Raw genomic sequence first — 14,261 nt, 5'->3', positions numbered from 1 at the left:
CGGTCCTCACTGTCATCGTTCGTCCGCTCTGACTTTTCATACCCGAGATGGTCATCCATCTCAGCTTCCATCATTTCTTTGATGGTTCCACCGAGAAGATCTTTCAACGCGTCCTGGATATCCTGAGTATTCTGGATATCATATTCCTGCAGCAGTCCCTGAATGATCGCTCGTTTCCCGTCCGTCATTTCCACGTGATGTACGGATTTTCTTTCTCTTTTTGCCATAATCTAAGGCCCTCCATAATTTTGATTGTATCATGAAAGGCCTCAGAAATGAACTTTTACAGAGATTGTTTCATACTCTCGCGTTTTTTTCTCTGTATAACAAAACCCCGCGTTGCCGCGAGGTTCCTTATTCCTTGATTTCTTTTAGCACACCGAGTGCTATTGCTTTCCCTCGGAACATATGATATCTAATTTCAACATCGTCTTTCGTAAAACCCTCGATATCGATATTATTTCCACCATACAGTTCTATCTTTGCAACTGCATAAAGATCATTTAATTTACTGAAGTTAATTAAAAAGCCGGTAGTTCGGCCGGCTTCTGTTCTATCCGCTTTTTGCATCCCATTTTCACCTCTTCATAATAAAACCCCGCGATGTTCGCAAGGTATTAAAAAACACCGGCCGTAGCTAGGGGCTTAATAATTATGTTGTTTTTACAATGTTTTTTTCTTCAACATCAATCAAATATTTATTTGGATTATCTGAGTTCATAAAATCGTAACAATCAACAATATAATGTCCCTCTTCACGATCTATATCATCACAAATATAGCCAAGTTGTTTGCTTTCTTTTATCAATACCTTGTCACCAATTACGAACGAATCCATAATTTTCACCCTCTATCGAATTTTGTGAGCTGTGATAAATGTCGGAATGCCATCTATCATTTGCCAAACAGTTATAAATTTTCTTTTCTTTGTCTTGCCTAGTGTTATTATAACAGAATATCTTCGCCTATTACCATAAAATTTTCCAGAAATTTCGTTTGCCTTATTTTTCTCTATCTCTCTCATAATATCACTATAAAGTTGCTCAGCGTCTTGCACAGTGTATCCTAAATCAAAAAATTCTTTTGAATGCTTTGCGCCAGGAAGTAGTAGATATCTCGATATCTTCTTATATGGAATCTCGGCTTTATCTATATTTGGCAACAGGCTATGGCTTCTGCGCCGTCTGTCTTCTGGTAAGGTGAAACAAAACTCTCTGTAGGGGTCTGGCGTCTGATTCTGTCTGCCATTTCCTCTCCTTCAGTTCAATCGTCTTGCCGGTGCTCTTATGTGCTTCATATCATTTCTCCCACTGCGTTTTCGCAGCGACTCAATAAAAAAAGGCGGTCATTTCTGATCGTCTTCGTTATTTTACTTACATCATCATACCGTTGAGGTAAAATTTCTTCAATTTCATAACAAAACCCCGCGTATGCGGGGTGTGAAAAAAGCACCGGCCGCAGCTGGTGCTTAATTAAATACATCGTACGCAACTTAGGTGCGAGAATGTTTCCCGCATCGTAGCAATTCTTCGTGCAAGATTCTCTTTGCCTCTTCAGCTTCTTTTAGGATATCTTCCATCGTTCTTTCATCATCCATTATTAATTCCTTTCTATCATTGAGCTATATTCTCTTAGAAATACTCTTACAATTCTCCGGTCATCCCAATCCTTATGTCTTCGTCCGAATTCAAAGAAAGCGTCTATGACTTCCTCATCATCGTAATTATCTTTTTTATTAATATACCACACCTTCCCTCTGTTTGTCACCACTGCCATACTTTTTATTGATGGATATTTCATAAATATAAACAAATCATCCGAAGAAAAATACGATAGCCCTGGATGATTATGTGACAGTGTCACACTTCTATAATTTGATGACATCAAGATATGGTACCCATCTGCATCAGCCATTATATCAACACTTCTATAATCTCCTTTAATTGGCTTTGATACTTTTACCCCTTCATGCATTAGCATTGCTACTTCGTTGCTCTCGTTATTTTTCATTGCATAATCCAATATATCCCGATTCATTTTTTTTAACATATCCGTTTGGTTTTCCTACAAACCGCTTGGCCTTACTTTTTTAACCTTGTTTATAGCCTGTTCAAGACTATTACCACGGATAACGGATCTGAATTCGCCCGGCTCTCTGAATTGGAGGAACTGGCAGATACGCTGGTGTACTTCGCTCACCCATACACGTCCTGTGAGAAGGGTACGAACGAGTGGCACAACGGTATCATAAGGAGATTCATTCCCAAGGGAAAACGGATCGACAGCTATACCGCAGAGGAGATCTCGAATATTGAGGTCTGGTGCAACAGCCTGCCGAGGAGGATCCTTGGATACAGAACTCCGGATGAAGTTTTCGAGGCAGAGCTTGACCGGATTTATCGAGCGGCGTAGCCGGCGCAGGCACCCCAACCTTTTCGGCTTACCCTATGGATATTCAGTTATCAATGTTCAACTTGTTATTGCAATTAAGTGCCAAAATGTATGTATGCCCCATGTCATTGTAAATACCAAGCCGACTATCAGCCCTTCTTCCGTCATTATGTGAAGGATATCCGCTAGATATTCATCAGAAACTTGCTGTTTATCAATTATCTGCCTGAATACATTATCTTCAAACAGTGCTTTCATTTTCAGGCATGCGTACAGGTATGTCAATATCTTGAACACAACGACATTGTAATCATCTTTTGCCATTCGATTTCACCGTTTCCTTTCTGTTTATCCCTATAACAAAACCCTGCGTTACCGCAAGGTTCCTTATTCCTTAATTTCTTTTAGCACACCGAGTGCTATTGCTCTTTCCCGGAGCAGATGATATCTGACTTCAATATCGTCCTTTGTCAAACCCTCAATATCGAGATTATATCCACCATACAGCTCCACCTTTGTAATTCCATAAAGATCATTTAATTTGCTTAAGTTAATTAAAAAACCTGTAATCCGGCCGTCTTCTGTTTTATCCATTTTTACCTCCAGTTTTTATCTCTTCATAACAAAACCCCGCGTTGCCGCGAGATTCCTTGCATTTGTGAGGTATGAAAAAAGCACCGGTTGCAGTTGGTGCTTAATAATTATGCCATTTGCAATTCTTGCAGATGTCTCTCCAATTTGCTTTTTCCTTATACTTTTCTGGCAAATGACCTTCATTGATTGTTCCTTCTGAGGTATCGCTATTTTCAACACATTCGCCGCAATAAATTTTTTCGTCGCATAATGGACAATCGACAAATTCTGGGCTCATTTCCTTATAATCCATATTTCTCAATTACCTCCATCACCTTCACGGTATCACCGTAAAATTCTTTTTTTGTGAATGCCGTGATTATTTTCTTATTAACCGTATCAACATATGCAATGCCATTTTTACTATAATATCGTTCTATTCGCCCATTCCATACTGTAACCGATGCATCTGCTTCTTGAATGAATTTAGAAGCTTGCTGAAACGTGACATTGTGTCTTCTCTCGGAATTAATATGGTACCCATCGAACGAATACTTCTCGATATCAATTTTTTCGCGGGAAAATGCACTTTCGCATTCGGTTTTCTTATTGCTTCCAATATATCACGTTTCGCCTTATTTTTGTTATCAATTATTATTCTGCTTGCCTTTCGAGCAGCAGACCGTAAACCTCACGAATTGCGATTACCTCATTCTTTCCGTTCTGTCTGGGAACGGAAAGCCCGTATTTCATATGTGCCCACTGGTTATCCTTTTCACGTGCCAGAATGTCATAGACCAGCAGTTTCTGCCAGTCCATTGCTTTTCGCCCGGATTTCCCGTAACAAGCTATGGCTTCTGTGCCGTCTGTCTTCTGGTAAGGTAAAACAAAGCTCTCTGTAGGGGTCTGGCGTCCGATTCTGTCTGCCATTTCCCCAATTGTCTGGCCGGTGCTCTTATGTGCTTCATATCGTTTCTCCCGCTGCGTTTTCGCAGCACACTTCTGAAATATGCTGCTAAATTGCAGCGTTTTCTCTGTATAACAAAACCCCGCGTTGCCGCGAGGTTTGGAAATATAGTTAGAGTTTAGCCAAAAGTAATTTTTATTTGTCTGTTACTCCAACTCCATCTTGCAAACGAATAAAAATCATCCCATTTTTCATTATCAATGTCCCATTTAATAAATTGTTTTTCAAACTCATCGGCTTCTTTAACAGGAACTAACCAACCTGAAAGGTTTTCACCTTCCATTTCATCTGTTTCAAATTCCTGCCCTTCCCCCGAATCAAGGAAAAACACTTTTTTTCATTCATTGCCTCATTTTGGATTAATGCAAAAAATTTTTCAAATTTTTGTCCTTCTTGCGTTCTTAATCCTCGCATTGTTGACACCACCCTTTAATATAGTAACAAATTGACCTTTATTATTTACTACGACTGCATCTTTTCCTTTTACATAAAATTTCACTAATCCGTCTTGCCCCTCCATGTTCCTTTGCGCACATCGTCAGTATATAATATATCCTGTATTATGCGTGCCAGTTTCCGCCTATCCTCTGAATTTAACTTATCAAGCCCCCATTCACGAGCATGTTCACCGATTTTCTTTCCGAATTGTTTACTCGTAACTATTATAACATGATTCCTTTGCTTGGTATATAGTGCGAAATCTTTTATTTCCATCTTCCGCAATAAATTCTTATCAATCTCAATTCTGTTTCTTCTTTCTGATAGCTTCTGCTGATCAATCCACTTCTTCGTATGCGCATCTTGATAACCCTTCTCTGACTCATCAGAAGCTGCTGAAATCAGATGCTCGAAATCACCTGCACCAGATCGCCGAAGAACAGGCCGCCCTCCTGGCAGCATAGTTATCAGCAGTTATACCTGAAGGCAATTTACACACAAATTTGGACTTGACTGAAAATATGCAAAAACACTTGCGGGTGTGCGTAGAGTAGTGTACAATGCCTGTAACAATGTAGAGCGTTAAAGTAGATTAGGTGACAAGGAGGTGAAAAGACAGCACCTTAATACATCAAAACTTTTCATATTTCGAACTCAGAAGTTAATGTTAGTGTTCTTTCAAAGGAGGGCAAGAAAATGAAAAAGCGTAGAGTATCAAGATTGCTGTTAATTTTAGCAGTAACAACAGCTATGATAGCTGCAACAGCAGTAGTTGCAAGTGCAGCAACAATTAACAAAAATGATGCTGATTATAAGTATTCCAAGACATTTGATGATGGTACTGTTGTATCATTTACCAAGGATCTTATTAAAGCACCAGCCACTAAAGATTATATTCAGTGCAGAATTCAACTTGCAGAAGGTGATACATTTGGCAACTATCCTTACTTCACCGATAGTAGTTTAAAAGAAATAAATGGTCAGCAGTGGGATAAGAACGGAGACGTTGCGTATGGTGTATTAAATATCAAAGATACCAATCTAAAACCGGGAGTATTTTATCTTTACTGCAAGGGCATTAGTTGGAGTGAAGATAGAATGGATTTCTTCTATGTAAACTTCAAAAAAGCTACTAAGATGAAGATTCAAACATATCCTAACAAGATTCTCTTTAATGCTGACTATCTAACTCGTGACCAGCATGGAGAATATACAAACGTGCTTGCAAGTGTTGGTGGAAAGACATTTAGTGCAATGCTAAAGAATGGATGGGGAGAATGGATAGCATACAAAACTTCATCAGCAATGAAGCCTGGAAAGAAATACACTCTATATGCAGGTCAGATAGACAGAGTTAATAACTTCCAGGTTAACTCCGATGTCTACAAATTAGCTACTGTACCTATGGGACCTTCAACAAAACCTGTAATCAAGTCAGTAAAAATTTCTAAAGTAAAAGTTAAAAGATATTTCAATTATGATGAATGGAAATATAAGTACAAGACTACATTCAAGATGACTGTAACTTTAAGCAAGAAGGCAAAAGGTGCAAAGGGTATCGATCTTACTTCAACAGTTCAAGGTATCTCATCATACAAAACAATTAAGGGAACTAAGAATACATACACAGCATCCTTCAATTGGGATATGCCTATAAGCCTAAAGGGCAGAACCATTGCTGTCAAAGTAAAGACCTATAACGATACTAAGTACAAGGCTTACAGCTATGACTCAAAGGTTAAGAAGGTTAAAATTAAATAGTTACGCAATTACATCAATTGCACACAAACTGAATCACTAATATACATGCCCTGAGCAACATGCTGATATGCTCAAGGCTATTTTCGTATTCAGAAAGAGAGGTGAGCACAATTTTCTACACAAATGAAGAAATCGAGAGAGCAAGAAGTATGGATCTACTAACCTACCTCAGGCTTTGTGAACCTGAGAATCGAGACACAGAAACCAGCCATTCCATACGATGATCTTTGAGAACTACTCCCGCAGCGAGGTCGCTCTGGTTACGACCATGGCGGAAATGGTCGTGAGCGGTGTATCCACCAGGAAAGTTGCAAGGGTCGTAGAAACGCTCTGCGGTTCATCGATTTCTAAATCCGCCGTTTCCGATGTCTGCAAGGATCTCGATAAGGAAGTCGAGGCATTCCGCAGCTGGCCGATCGAAGGGAATTATCCGTTTCTCACGGTCGGCGCTACGTATTTCAAGGTGCGTGAGAACGGCCGGGTTGTCTCGAAAGCGCTGCTGATTGCCTATGGCACCAATGACGATGGAAAGAGCGAAATCCTTGGCTTCTCGGCCTATCGTAACGAGTCACGTGAGACATGGAAAGATTTCCTGACAGGCCTGAAAAAGCGCAGCTTGTGCGGCCTCATGATGATTACGTCCGATGCTCACGATGGCATTATCAATGCCTCCAGGGAGGTATTTCCGGACGTTCCGTGGCAACGGTGTCAGTTTCACTTTTCAAAGAACATCGCCGACAAAGCACCGAAGAAGGTACAGGCTGGTCTCCGTGCTGAACTGCAGGAAATATGGTACTGGGGCGGTATTTTACGAACAGGCAGAGGAAATGTATATCTAAATCATTTCCTCGTGCGAGCATGTGACGTTTGCATATCATGACGAGGAGGTACTGCATGACGTGACTATGGAAATTAAGGAGGGCACGGTAAACGCCTTTGTGGGTCCTTCCGGAGGAGGGAAATCCACCATAGCCAAGCTGATCGCATCACTCTGGGATGTCGGCGACGGAAGCATACGGATCGGTGGCGCGGATATTCGGGACTTGCCGCTTGCGGAATACAGCCGGAACGTGGCCTATGTGTCACAGGATAATTATCTCTTCAATGAGACGATTCGGGAAAATATCCGGATGGGAAATATAAATGCAACAGACGAAGAGGTGGAGGAGGCTGCTGCGCGGTGTGGATGCCACGATTTCGTCATGGGGCTGGAGCACGGATATGACACTCTCGTCGGCAGCGCGGGCGGACACCTGTCCGGAGGTGAGCGGCAAAAAAGGCCTGCTGCCACGATTTCATCATGGCTCTTCCGGATGGATACGAAACAGTGATTGGGGAAGGCGGCGCCACACTTTCCGGCGGAGAGAAACAGAGAATATCCATTGCGCGGGCCATCATGAAGGATGCGCCGGTCATCATTCTGGATGAGGCAACGGCCAACGTGGATCCGGAAAACGAAAGAGAACTCATGGAAGCCGTTGACGCGCTGACAAAGGAAAAGACCATCGTCATAATTGACGCTTTTTACTGCACCGGCACGATGGAAATTTCGCCGGTGTGGAGTGTTTCAAGTATGCCGGCGCGGGGGCCTTCCAGATATTCGACGATCAGACCGCCGTCTTCATCAATATCCCGGGCAAGTGCGAGTGTGCTCCGGGAGTCGTAATGGGCGTGAACGAGAATCCTTTGGCCCAGGATAAAACAGCGCGCGCGGTATTCCGAAAAAAAGGAGCGGGATTCGATGTCCTCCAGGACGTCAGCGGTCTGGTTGATCAGCTCTCCGGCCAGCTCGCCCCGGGAGAAGGCGCCCGGCGTGTCTGAAATGCATCCGGCGATATGGCTGATTTCCGGCGAGAAGCTGCTCGGAAAGCAGTTTATCCCGGTGCCGATAATCAGCGAATCGATTTCGCCGGTCTCCAGATTCGACTGAGCTTCCGTGAGGATGCCGCAGATTTTCTTTTGTTCCAGGAAAATATCGTTGACCCATTTGATGGAAGGGCTCACGCCGCAGACTCTCTCGATGGCGCGGCATGCGGCGACGGCGCAGGCCATGGTGACGAACAGGGCCTTGTTCAGAGCGAAGGCCGGCTTCAGCGCGATGGTCATATAGAGACCTGTGCCTCCCGGCGACTCAAAAGACCTCCCCAGCCGGCCGCGGCCGGCTGACTGCTGATTGGCGATTATGGCCGCAGGACGGTGGCTGAGCGGCATGGATCGGGCAATGTCGTTGGTGGAGGTAACGACATCGTGAACCTGAATGTCGCAGGGAACTCTCAGTACGGATTCCACATCGCCGGGCGTCAGCGGATCTGAAGCGGCAGTCAGCCGATAGCCGGCGTTGGATTTGCCTTCGATCGGATAGCCTTCCTTTTTCAGCTGTGCGACAGCCTTCCAGACTGAGTTTCTGGATATCCCCAGCGTTTCACCGATTTTCTGTCCGGAGAGAAACTCTCCCCGGCTGCTCCTGAGAAGCTTCAGCAGCTCTGTTCGTGTTGTCATGATTTCCTCCAGATGTGTGAGTTCATATATTGTGAATATTATTTTACACCGATGTTGTCCCTGTTTTCAAGCGGCAACTGCCAGACACTCGTTTTTTGCAGATTAAGTCCAGCGTAATTAATGTCTGCTCATTAAGTCCCCGTCGGACTTAATGGGCACTGGCGGCAGTTTGTCAGCAGCGCTGCGGGCGCATCACACCTCTGTTGAATGCGGGCGATCTTAAGAGATTAACTCTCTGTTACGGCGTTGTGAAGATTCGCTGAACTCACTGCGTTCCCCTTTATTTTCCATTCGTTATATGGTATGATAAATTGATGAACTGTCACCAGAGAACGTGTTGCCGGCCGCCTGCCGGCAGCAGATGGAGGAATCGGATTCAATGGACGCCCGACAATATGGGATGTATATTACGGCCATCGTGTGCCTGCTGATTCTGTCAGCATATTTTTCTGCTACGGAAACAGCGTTTACTTCGCTGAACAAAATTCGGCTGAAGAATCAGGCCAATGACGGCGACCGCAGGGCGAAACGCGTGCTGGAACTGGCAGACCAGTACGACCGCCTTTTGTCAACCATTCTCGTGGGCAACAATATTGCCAACATCACCAACACCGCTGTAGCGACGGTGTTCTTTGTGGCGCTTTACGGCCGCTACGGAGCAACGGTATCGACGGTGGTCATGACCCTGGTGGTCCTGATTTTCGGAGAAGTCTCGCCCAAGAGCCTCGCCAAGGAATATCCGGAGAGTTTCGCCCGGTTCGCCGCACCGCTGATCCGCGTGTTAATGATCGTCTTCACGCCGGTCAACTGGCTGTTCGGCATGTGGAAAAAATTCCTGATGATTTTGTTCAAGGCAAGTCCTGAGCATTCCATCAGCGAAGAGGAACTGAAGACCATCGTCGAGGAGGCGGAGACCGAGGGCAGTATTATGTCCGATCAGAGCGAACTGATCCAGAACGCTATTGAATTCAACGATCTGGAGGCCTGGGATGTGCTGACGCCGCGGGTGGATATCAAGGCTATCGATATTGAGGCGACAAAGAAGGACGTCGCTGCGTTGTTCAAAGACACCGGCTTTTCCAGAGTCCCCGTCTATGAGGGGGACCTGGACAAGATTCTGGGCGTGCTGAATCAGAAGGATTTTCACAATTTCATCTCCGGGTCCCGCAAGACCATTGCCGACTATGTCAAGCCTGTGGTCTTTGTGGCCGGCTCCATCAAATGCGCGGATCTGCTCAAGAAGATGCAGGCCAGCAAATCCCAGATTGCCATCGTCGTGGACGAGTACGGCGGGACAGAGGGACTGGTGACGATGGAGGACATCATAGAGGAGCTGGTGGGCGAAATCTATGATGAGCACGACGAGGTGGAAAGTCCGGACATTACACTTCTCCAGGACGGAAGCTACCGCATCCTGGGCAGTACCAACGTAGAGAAGATGTTCGACTACTTCGACGAAGAGGAAGAGTTGGATGCAACCACCGTGAACGGATGGGTGGTGCTCCTGATCGATAAGATGCCTGCGGCGGGCGACAGCTTTGAATATGACGCGGGCGACAAAGTATTCACCGGCAAGGTGACCCGTGCGGACAGCCGCAAGGCATTGGAAATCAACCTGAGGGTGGAAGAGAAACCGGAAGAGGAACTGCAGAAAGGGGACAGCAGAAAATGAGCCTGGTAGAAAAAATATTTGGCGACCTGAACAAAAGAGAGGTCAGAAAGATCGAGAAAATCGCGGACCGCGTCGAAGCCTATGATGAAGAGATGCAGGCGCTGACCGATGAGGAACTGAAGGCGAAGACGCCGGAGTTCCGGGAACGGCTGGAAAACGGAGAAACACTGGACGACATTCTTCCGGAAGCCTTCGCAGTGTGCCGTGAAGCGGCCTGGCGTGTTCTAGGCATGAAGCACTTTCACGTTCAGCTGATCGGCGGCGTGGTGCTCCATCAGGGCCGCATCGCCGAGATGAAGACCGGTGAAGGCAAGACGCTGGTGGCGACACTGCCGGTGTATCTGAATGCTCTGTCCGGAAAAGGCGTTCATGTGGTGACAGTGAACGACTATCTGGCGAAGCGCGACTCGGAGTGGATGGGCAAGCTCTATACCTGGCTGGGTCTTACCGTTGGCTGCGTGATCCACGGGATCAGCGATGAGACGAGGCGCGCGGCGTATCAGGCGGACGTCACCTATGGCACAAATAACGAGTTCGGCTTCGATTACCTGCGGGACAATATGGTCACCTATGAAGAGGAACTGATGCAGCGCGGCCTGAACTTCGCTATCGTGGACGAGGTGGACTCCATCCTTATCGACGAAGCAAGAACCCCGCTGATTATTTCCGGGCAGGGGAACCAGTCCACCGATATGTACCGCCAGGCGGATCGTTTTGTGAAGGACCTGAAAAAGGGCTATAAGACGGATCCCAAGGCGGAAGAGCCGGATGATCCGGATGCGGATTATGAAGTCGAAGAAAAGGATGAGCAGGTATCTCTGACGGATAAGGGCGTCAAGCTCGCGGAGGCGTTCTTCGGGCTGGAGAACCTCGGAGATCCGGAAAACATGGAGATCAACCATGCGATTCAGCAGGCACTGAAGGCGCATTCTCTGATGGAACGGGATGTGGACTATATCGTCAAGGACGGCGAGATTATCATCGTTGATGAATTCACCGGACGTCTGATGTTCGGACGCCGCTACAGCAACGGGCTTCACCAGGCCATCGAGGCCAAGGAGCATCTGAAGGTCCGTTCGGAATCCAAGACGCTGGCCACCATCACGCTGCAGAATCTGTTCCGCATGTATGAGAAACTGGCGGGCATGACCGGTACCGCCAAGACGGAAGAAGACGAGTTCAGAGATATCTACAACATGGACGTCGTCGTGATCCCCACCAACAAGCCTGTCATCCGCAACGATATGCAGGACGCCGTCTATCAGACGGAGCATGGAAAATTCCTTGCGATTGCAGACCGCGTGGCGGAGGTGCACAAAACCGGACAGCCGGTGCTGGTGGGTACGATTTCCATCGAGAAGTCAGAAATCGTCAGCGACTTGCTGAAGAAACGGGGTATACCCCACAACGTGCTGAACGCCAAGCAGCATGAGAAGGAAGCGGAGATCGTCGCGGAGGCCGGACGTCTGGGCATGGTCACCATCGCCACCAACATGGCCGGCCGCGGTACCGATATTATTTTGGGCGGAAACCCGGACTTTGAGGCCCGGCGTGAGATGAAGAAGAAGGGCTACTCGGAGGAGGCTATCAGTTTTGCCACCGGCTTTGCCAAGTCAGACGACGAGGAGCTGATGGACGCGCGGAGGGCTTATCAGGAATTCTACGACGCAGTAAAGGAAGAAAGAGACGAGGAGCACAACAAGGTTGTGGAGTTGGGCGGACTCTGCATTATCGGTACGGAACGTCATGAATCCAGACGTATCGACAACCAGCTGCGCGGACGTGCCGGCCGTCAGGGCGACCCCGGTACGACTCAGTTCTTTATCTCTCTGGAGGACGAACTGATGCGGCTGTTCGGCGGCGAAAGGATGCAGAACATCGTCGCAAGAATGGGACTGGAAGAGAACGAATCCATCGAGGCCGGAATGCTGTCCCGCTCCATCGAGGGCGCGCAGAAGAAGGTGGAGGGCCGCAACTTCGGAATCCGTAAATATGTACTCCAGTACGATAATGTCATGAACAAACAAAGGGAGATCATCTACGGCGAGCGCCGCAAGGTGCTGTTCGGCGAGGATCTCAGAGAATACATCATGAACATGATGAAGGATCTGGTGCACGAGACCGTGCAGAGCGTTGTTCTGGAATCCAAGTTCCCGGAGGAATGGGATTTCCCGACACTGAACCGGAATCTGAAGCGCATCACCAGACAGTATCAGGGTAAAGACGAATACGACACCGACGAATTGATCTCCATGACGCCGGAATCCCTGGAAGAGGATATCGATGCCCAGTTCGAGGCGATGTATGAGAAGAAAGAACAGGAAATCGGCATAGAGCGGATGCGTGAGGTGGAACGCATGATTCTGCTACGCGTTGTGGACAATCACTGGATGGATCAGATTGACGCCATGGATCAGCTGCGGGAAGGAATCGGACTTCGTGCGCTTGGACAGCAGGATCCTGTGGCTGCCTACGGACAGGAAGGATTCGATATGTTCGAGGGCATGATTAACGAGATTAAGGAAGAGACTGTTCAGTACTGCTACAGTGTCACGCTGGAAACCGATACAGAGAGGCGTACAGTGATACAGATCGGCGGAGAATCCAAGGCGGAGGATGTAGACTCCGGTATTCTGCAGGCGATGGCCGGCGGAACGGAAGAGGAACTCCCCGAGGGGGCGGCGATGCCCGAGAGAGAGAAGAAGCAGCAGACCGTGCGCCGTGATCATCCAAAACTGGGACGGAACGACAAATGCTGGTGCGGCAGCGGAAAGAAATACAAAAACTGCCATATGCAGTCCGATCTTGAGAAGGAAAGGGAGAATATGTAATGCTCAAATTAGATCCGATAAAGCAGGAACTGCCCGCAAAAAAGAAGACACTCACCGAAATCGGTGAGTCGCTGGGACTGGAGGAGCTGAAAAAGCAGGCAGAAGAATTGAACCAGAAGACGATGGCGGAAGGCTTCTGGGACGATCCGGAGGTTGCGCAGGCTCTGCTGAAGAAGAAGAGCGGTATCGACGGCCGAATCGAGAAATATGAGAAGCTGTCGAGCGAGCTGTCAGACATTGAAGAACTGACTGATCTGGCAGACGAGATGGAGGATGAAGAGGAAGCCGATAATGTAATTGAGGGATTTCGGTTATTTTCCGAAAAACTGGAGAACTTCAAACTGGAAACACTGCTGAGCGGAAAATATGACCACAACAGCGCTGTCTTGTCCCTGCACGCTGGAGCCGGCGGTGTAGAAGCTATGGACTGGGCGGAGATGCTTCTCAGGATGTACACCCGCTGGGCAGAATCCAAGGGGTATACCGTGAACATCGTCGATCTCCAGGATGACACAGAGGCCGGTATCAAGAGTGCCACTTTCCTGGTGGAAGGCGAGAACGCCTACGGTTATCTGAAGCATGAGCAGGGCGTCCACCGGCTGGTTCGGATTTCCCCGTTCAACGCGGCGGGCAAGCGGCAGACATCCTTTGCGGCGCTTGAGGTGATGCCGGAGATCGATGACGATATTGAGGTGGATATCGATCCCAATGACATCCGCGTAGACACCTACCGCAGCAGCGGGGCCGGCGGTCAGCACGTCAACAAAACCGATTCGGCCATCCGTATCACCCACATTCCGACTAACATCGTCGTCACCTGTCAGAATGAGCGAAGCCAGCACCAGAATCGTGAAGTCGCCATGAAGATACTGATGTCCAAACTGATGGATCTTGCGGAGCAGCAGCACAAGGAAGATCTGAAGGAAATCAAAGGGGACTTTTCTCAGATAACCTGGGGTTCGCAGATTCGGTCTTACGTCTTCCAGCCCTATACGATGGTGAAGGACCACAGGACCGGAGCGGAGGTCGGAAACGTCAGCGCAGTCATGGACGGCGCACTGGATCCTTTTATAAATGAAGAGTTGAAGCAGCTGTAAACAGGCGGCCGGCTCAGGGCCGGCCGTCTTTT

At 47.4% G+C, this 14,261-nt stretch carries 16 protein-coding genes and 3 pseudogenes; 7 read left to right on the top strand and 12 right to left on the bottom strand.

Annotation, left to right across the window (positions count from 1 at the left end; genetic code table 11):
* The 5 genes from FYJ64_RS09995 to FYJ64_RS09975 all read right to left on the bottom strand — a co-directional run.
* On the bottom strand, positions 1 to 227 hold a 227-nt coding region (locus FYJ64_RS09995), incomplete at its 3' end, for a transposase (RefSeq protein WP_206045636.1).
* Positions 228 to 354: 127 nt separating this feature from the next.
* Positions 355 to 570, bottom strand: coding sequence for a hypothetical protein (locus FYJ64_RS09990; RefSeq protein ID WP_154574997.1), 216 nt, complete (start codon positions 568 to 570; stop codon positions 355 to 357).
* An 82-nt stretch (positions 571 to 652) separates the two neighbouring features.
* On the bottom strand, positions 653 to 838 hold the full coding sequence (locus FYJ64_RS09985; RefSeq protein WP_154574996.1) for a hypothetical protein: 186 nt from the start codon (positions 836 to 838) through the stop codon (positions 653 to 655).
* A gap of 12 nt (positions 839 to 850) precedes the next feature.
* Complete coding sequence (locus tag FYJ64_RS09980) at positions 851 to 1,162, bottom strand: DUF6883 domain-containing protein (protein WP_154574995.1); 312 nt, start codon at positions 1,160 to 1,162, stop codon at positions 851 to 853.
* 437 nt (positions 1,163 to 1,599) lie between these two features.
* Positions 1,600 to 2,049, bottom strand: a complete 450-nt coding sequence (locus FYJ64_RS09975) for a hypothetical protein (RefSeq protein WP_154574994.1) — start codon at positions 2,047 to 2,049, stop codon at positions 1,600 to 1,602.
* Between the two features lie 57 nt (positions 2,050 to 2,106).
* On the opposite strand from FYJ64_RS09975, the pseudogene FYJ64_RS09970 reads away from it, so the two are divergent.
* Positions 2,107 to 2,412: pseudogene (locus FYJ64_RS09970) on the top strand (IS30 family transposase); the annotation flags it as partial.
* A 57-nt stretch (positions 2,413 to 2,469) separates the two neighbouring features.
* Here FYJ64_RS09970 and FYJ64_RS09965 read toward each other — a convergent pair.
* The 6 genes from FYJ64_RS09965 to FYJ64_RS09940 form a co-directional block, all read right to left on the bottom strand.
* Complete coding sequence (locus FYJ64_RS09965) at positions 2,470 to 2,715, bottom strand: YjcQ family protein (RefSeq protein ID WP_154574993.1); 246 nt, start codon at positions 2,713 to 2,715, stop codon at positions 2,470 to 2,472.
* 63 nt (positions 2,716 to 2,778) lie between these two features.
* Positions 2,779 to 2,985, bottom strand: coding sequence for a hypothetical protein (locus FYJ64_RS09960; RefSeq protein ID WP_154574992.1), 207 nt, complete (start codon positions 2,983 to 2,985; stop codon positions 2,779 to 2,781).
* 100 nt (positions 2,986 to 3,085) lie between these two features.
* Complete coding sequence (locus FYJ64_RS09955; protein ID WP_154574991.1) at positions 3,086 to 3,277, bottom strand: hypothetical protein; 192 nt, start codon at positions 3,275 to 3,277, stop codon at positions 3,086 to 3,088.
* Between the two features lie 341 nt (positions 3,278 to 3,618).
* Positions 3,619 to 3,894: a hypothetical protein gene (locus tag FYJ64_RS09950; protein ID WP_154574990.1), complete on the bottom strand. Its 276-nt coding sequence runs from the start codon at positions 3,892 to 3,894 to the stop codon at positions 3,619 to 3,621.
* A gap of 155 nt (positions 3,895 to 4,049) precedes the next feature.
* On the bottom strand, positions 4,050 to 4,262 hold the full coding sequence (locus FYJ64_RS09945) for a hypothetical protein (protein WP_154574989.1): 213 nt from the start codon (positions 4,260 to 4,262) through the stop codon (positions 4,050 to 4,052).
* 167 nt (positions 4,263 to 4,429) lie between these two features.
* A complete protein-coding gene (locus FYJ64_RS09940; RefSeq protein WP_154574988.1) occupies positions 4,430 to 4,831 on the bottom strand; it encodes a hypothetical protein in 402 nt (133 codons plus the stop codon).
* Between the two features lie 234 nt (positions 4,832 to 5,065).
* Here FYJ64_RS09940 and FYJ64_RS09935 point away from each other — a divergent pair, with 234 nt between their 5' ends.
* The 3 genes and pseudogenes from FYJ64_RS09935 to FYJ64_RS09925 form a co-directional block, all read left to right on the top strand.
* The gene (locus tag FYJ64_RS09935) at positions 5,066 to 6,130 is read left to right on the top strand and encodes a hypothetical protein (RefSeq protein WP_154574987.1); all 1,065 of its coding nucleotides are present in this window, start codon (positions 5,066 to 5,068) and stop codon (positions 6,128 to 6,130) included.
* A 193-nt stretch (positions 6,131 to 6,323) separates the two neighbouring features.
* Positions 6,324 to 6,917: pseudogene (locus FYJ64_RS09930) on the top strand (IS256 family transposase); the annotation flags it as partial.
* A 70-nt stretch (positions 6,918 to 6,987) separates the two neighbouring features.
* Positions 6,988 to 7,646 (top strand): annotated as a pseudogene (locus FYJ64_RS09925) (ABC transporter ATP-binding protein); the annotation flags it as partial.
* A gap of 8 nt (positions 7,647 to 7,654) precedes the next feature.
* On the opposite strand, the gene FYJ64_RS09915 reads toward FYJ64_RS09925, so the two are convergent.
* Positions 7,655 to 8,629 carry a biotin--[acetyl-CoA-carboxylase] ligase gene (locus FYJ64_RS09915; protein ID WP_154574985.1) on the bottom strand — a complete coding sequence of 325 codons (975 nt, stop codon included), beginning with the start codon at positions 8,627 to 8,629 and terminating at the stop codon, positions 7,655 to 7,657.
* A 379-nt stretch (positions 8,630 to 9,008) separates the two neighbouring features.
* On the opposite strand from FYJ64_RS09915, the gene FYJ64_RS09910 reads away from it, so the two are divergent.
* Genes FYJ64_RS09910 through prfB form a run of 3 tightly spaced genes read left to right on the top strand, consistent with a single transcriptional unit; the run spans position 9,009 to position 14,229 of the window.
* Positions 9,009 to 10,301 (top strand): HlyC/CorC family transporter, encoded by a 1,293-nt coding sequence (locus FYJ64_RS09910; protein WP_154574984.1) that lies wholly within the window; start codon positions 9,009 to 9,011, stop codon positions 10,299 to 10,301.
* On the top strand, positions 10,298 to 13,132 hold the full coding sequence (gene secA / locus FYJ64_RS09905) for a preprotein translocase subunit SecA (RefSeq protein WP_154574983.1): 2,835 nt from the start codon (positions 10,298 to 10,300) through the stop codon (positions 13,130 to 13,132). Before FYJ64_RS09910 ends, secA begins: the two co-directional genes overlap by 4 nt.
* The gene (gene prfB, locus FYJ64_RS09900; RefSeq protein ID WP_154574982.1) at positions 13,132 to 14,229 is read left to right on the top strand and encodes a peptide chain release factor 2; all 1,098 of its coding nucleotides are present in this window, start codon (positions 13,132 to 13,134) and stop codon (positions 14,227 to 14,229) included. Before secA ends, prfB begins: the two co-directional genes overlap by 1 nt.
* Positions 14,230 to 14,261: the final 32 nt, after the last annotated feature.

It is taken from the genome of Hornefia butyriciproducens, assembly GCF_009695915.1.
GTDB classification, from domain to species: Bacteria; Bacillota; Clostridia; order Peptostreptococcales; family Anaerovoracaceae; genus Aminicella; species Aminicella butyriciproducens.
Note: the sequence above shows the minus strand (reverse complement) of the source record. Positions and strands in the feature narration are given on the sequence as shown.